Source organism: Streptomyces sp. (assembly GCF_031178505.1).
Classification (GTDB): Bacteria; Actinomycetota; Actinomycetes; order Streptomycetales; family Streptomycetaceae; genus Streptomyces; species Streptomyces gulbargensis.
The window spans coordinates 1-3,631 of the sequence record NZ_JAPSIW010000704.1 but is presented as its reverse complement, the minus strand read 5'-3'; the positions used below and the strand labels follow the sequence as shown (position 1 = coordinate 3,631).

Below are 3,631 nucleotides of genomic sequence, written 5' to 3'. Positions count from 1 at the left end.
CGGACTTCAACAGGTCGTCTGTCCCGGACCCTTGACTCGTTCCACCCGCACCGCGATCCTCGGGGCGCCCGGTACACCCCCACCGACCGGAGGCATCGCAGCTCATGACGCGACCCACGACACACAGAGCACGCGGATACGTTCTCGTCCCCCTCCTTCTGGCTCTCGCGGCCGTCCTGTTCGGCTCCGCCCCCGTCCCCGCCGCCGACGCGGGCACCGCCTGGTGGGAGCCCGTCTCCCGCCCCGCGCCGGACTCCGGCGTGAACGTGACGGGCGCGCCGTTCCGGGGCACCGACGCGCAGGGCAGGGTGCGCGGCTTCGTCGACGCGCACAACCACCTCATGTCCAACGAGGGGTTCGGCGGCCGCATGATCTGCGGCAAGCCGTTCTCCGACGCGGGTGTCGCCGACGCCCTGAAGGACTGTCCGGAGCACTATCCGGACGGCTCGGGCGCCATCTTCGAGAACCTGACGGGCGGTGACGGCCACCACGACCCGGTCGGCTGGCCGACCTTCGAGGACTGGCCCGCGCACGACTCCCTGAGCCACCAGCAGAACTACTACGCGTGGGTCGAGCGCGCCTGGCGCGGCGGGCAGCGGGTCCTCGTCAACGACCTGGTGACCAACGGCCTGATCTGCTCGCTGCTGCCCCGGGACCGCGGCTGTGACGAGATGGAGTCCATCCGGCTGCAGGCCCGCAGGACCTACGAGATGCAGGAGTACGTCGACCGGATGTACGGCGGCCCCGGCAAGGGCTGGTTCCGGATCGTCACGGACGCCGCGCGGGCCCGCTCGGTGGTCGAGGAGGGCAAGCTGGCCGTCGTCCTGGGGGTGGAGACCTCGGAGCCGTTCGGCTGCAAGCAGGTCCTCGACGTGGCGCAGTGCGACCGGGCGGACATCGACCGCGGGCTGGACGAGCTGCACGCGCTCGGCGTGCGCAGCATGTTCCTCTGCCACAAGTTCGACAACGCGCTCTGCGGGGTCCGTTTCGACAGCGGAACGACCGGAGTGGCGGTCAACATCGGGCAGTTCCTGTCCACCGGCACCTTCTGGGCCACGGAGAAGTGCTCCGGCCCGCAGCAGGACAACCCGATCGGCCTCACCGCGCCCCCGGCGATGGCGGCCAAGCTGCCGGCCGGTGTGAGCGTCCCCGCGTACGCCGCCGACGCCCGGTGCAACACCCGCGGTCTGACGCGGCTCGGTGAGTACGCCCTCAGGGGCATGATCGACCGCGGCATGATGCTGGAGCTGGACCACATGAGCGTCAAGGCCGCGGGGCGGGCGCTGGACATCCTGGAGGCCGAGGAGTACCCCGGGGTGCTGTCCAGCCACAGCTGGATGGACCTGGACTGGACGGAGCGGCTCTACCGTCTCGGTGGCTTCGCCGCCTCGTACATGCACGGCGCCCAGGGCTTCGTCGGGGAGGCCGCGCAGAAGGCGGAGCTGCGCCGCAAGTACGGGGTCGGCTTCGGCTACGGCACGGACATGAACGGGGTGGGCGGCTGGCCGGGCCCGGTCGGCGCGGGCGCCCCGAACGCGGTGACGTACCCCTTCCGCAGCGTCGACGGCGGTTCCGTCCTGGACCGGCAGGTCACCGGTGAGCGGACCTGGGACCTCAACACGGACGGGGCGGCGCACAACGGTCTCGTACCGGACTGGATCGAGCAGATCCGGCTCACCGACGGCGGCCGGGCGGTCGTGGACGAGCTGGCGCTCGGCGCGGAGTCGTATCTGCGGACGTGGAAGGCGACGGAGGACCACGAGCCCGGCCTCGACCTGGCCGCCGGCCGGCCGGTGACGGCGAGCACCACGCAGTGGTGGAATCCCTTCACCGGCTTCGCGCCGGGCCTGGCCGTCGACGGCGACACCGGCACCCGCTGGGCCAGCGAGTGGTCGGACGACCAGTGGCTGCGGGTGGACCTCGGCGCGGTGCACCGGGTCGGCAAGGTCACGCTCGACTGGGAGCGGGCGCACGCGCGCGCGTACCGGATCGAACTGTCGGAGGACGGCGGGACCTGGCGGACGGCCTGGTCGACGGAGGCGGGCGACGGCGGGTACGACACCGCGGAGTTCGCCTCGCAGCCGGCCCGGTACGTCCGGATCCAGGGGGTGCGGCGCGCCACCGACTGGGGCTACTCGCTGCACGAGGTGACCGTACGCAGGTCGTGACGGCGCGGCGGAGGGGGCCGGCCGGAACCCGGGGGGTCCGGCCGGCCCCGGCCGCGCGGAACCGCGCGGCCGGCTCAGCCGGCCGAGGGGCCGGTCCAGTCGGCCGGCACGTGCGCGAGGCGCACCCGCTGGGGGTGGTCGCCGACCTCGACGGTGGCCACGCGCCGGCCGGTGGCGAAGTCGATGGCGGAGACCCGGTCCGAGCCGCTCTCGGAGATCACGCAGGACCGGCCGTCGCCGCTGACGGTGGCCCAGTAGGGCTTGGCGGCGGGGACGAGCGGGCCCTCCTGGAGGGTGGCGCGGTCGACGACGGTGGCGTAGTCGTCCATGGTCCCGGCGACACAGAGCTTGCCGCCGTCAGGGCTGACGGAGAGGCCGTGGTGGCGCGAATCGTTGACCCAGGTGGTGCGGTCGGGATCGGTCGCCGGGCCGCCGGGGAGGTTCTTCAGGCGGGTGATCCGGTCGGTGTCCAGGTCGTACTCCAGGAAGCCGCCCAGGAAGGAGACCTGGAAGTAGGCCTTCTTCCCGTCCGGGGTGAGGACCAGGGGCCGGACGGCGTCGGAGAGGTCCGAGCGTCCGAAGGCGTCGAGACGGGCGCGCATGTCGATGACCCGGACCGTCTCGAAGGTGCGCGCGTCCACGACGGTGATGCGCCGGTCGCCCTTGGTCCAGTCGAGCCAGGGGGCGTCGAGAGCGGTGGTGACCTCGCCGATGGACATGTTCCAGAGCAGTCCGTCGGAGGTGAAGACGTTCTCGTGCGGCTTGTCACCGGTGGCGAAGGAGCCGACCTGGCGTCCGGTCTCGATGTCGAGGACGTGGACGGTGTTGGCGGTCGAGGCGGAGACGGCGACGCGGGTGCCGTCGGGCGAGACGGCCATGTGGTCGGAGCGGTGGCCGGCGACGGGGAAGCGCCAGTTGACGCGGCCGGTGCGCAGGTCGATCGAGACGACGTCGGCGAAGCTGGGGCGGGAGACGACCATGGAGCTGCCGTCGGGGGTCGCGTACATGTCGTCCACGAACTGGTCGTGGCCCTCGCCGGGCCCGTTGCGGACGCCGAGGAAGAAGGCGAGCTTGACGGGGTTGAGGTAGATCTCGCGGAGCCGCTCCTCCTTGTCGGGGATGACGTCGACGCGGCCGATCCGGTGGAAGTCGCCGCGGGCGGCGATGACGTCGGCGGTGCCGTCCCAGTTGTTGCCGACGAACATCACCTCGCGCAGGGCGGCCGGGGCGGGGGTGGCCGCCCCGGTGCCACCGGAGGCGGCGAGGAGGGCGAGGGCGGCGGCGAGCAGTCCGCCGGCCCGGCGGACGCGGGAGGCGCGGCGGGGCCGGTCGGGCTGGGGGCTGCGGTGGGCGGGCGTGCGGGGATCGGGCATGGGGAGTCCTTCTTCCCTCTCGCGACGGCGACGTACCGGAGAGTAGGCATGTTCATGACAAGCCCACAAGTCCTCGTCCGGCCGCGCCTT

General features: G+C 72.6%; 2 protein-coding genes. One reads left to right on the top strand and one right to left on the bottom strand.

The genetic code is table 11. From position 1 onward, the window contains the following. Positions 1 to 104: 104 nt before the first annotated feature. Positions 105 to 2,168, top strand: coding sequence for a discoidin domain-containing protein (locus RIF68_RS30805; RefSeq protein WP_309054559.1), 2,064 nt, complete (start codon positions 105 to 107; stop codon positions 2,166 to 2,168). Between the two features lie 74 nt (positions 2,169 to 2,242). Here RIF68_RS30805 and RIF68_RS30800 read toward each other — a convergent pair whose 3' ends face one another. After that, positions 2,243 to 3,541, bottom strand: a complete 1,299-nt coding sequence (locus RIF68_RS30800) for a YncE family protein (RefSeq protein WP_309054558.1) — start codon at positions 3,539 to 3,541, stop codon at positions 2,243 to 2,245. Positions 3,542 to 3,631 lie beyond the last annotated feature (90 nt).

Bases quoted from the DNA above. Each gene is read 5' to 3' on its own strand.
- RIF68_RS30805 (WP_309054559.1), top strand. From the start codon at position 105: ATGACGCGACCCACGACACACAGAGCACGCGGATACGTTCTCGTCCCC.
- RIF68_RS30800 (WP_309054558.1), bottom strand. From the start codon at position 3,541: ATGCCCGATCCCCGCACGCCCGCCCACCGCAGCCCCCAGCCCGACCGG.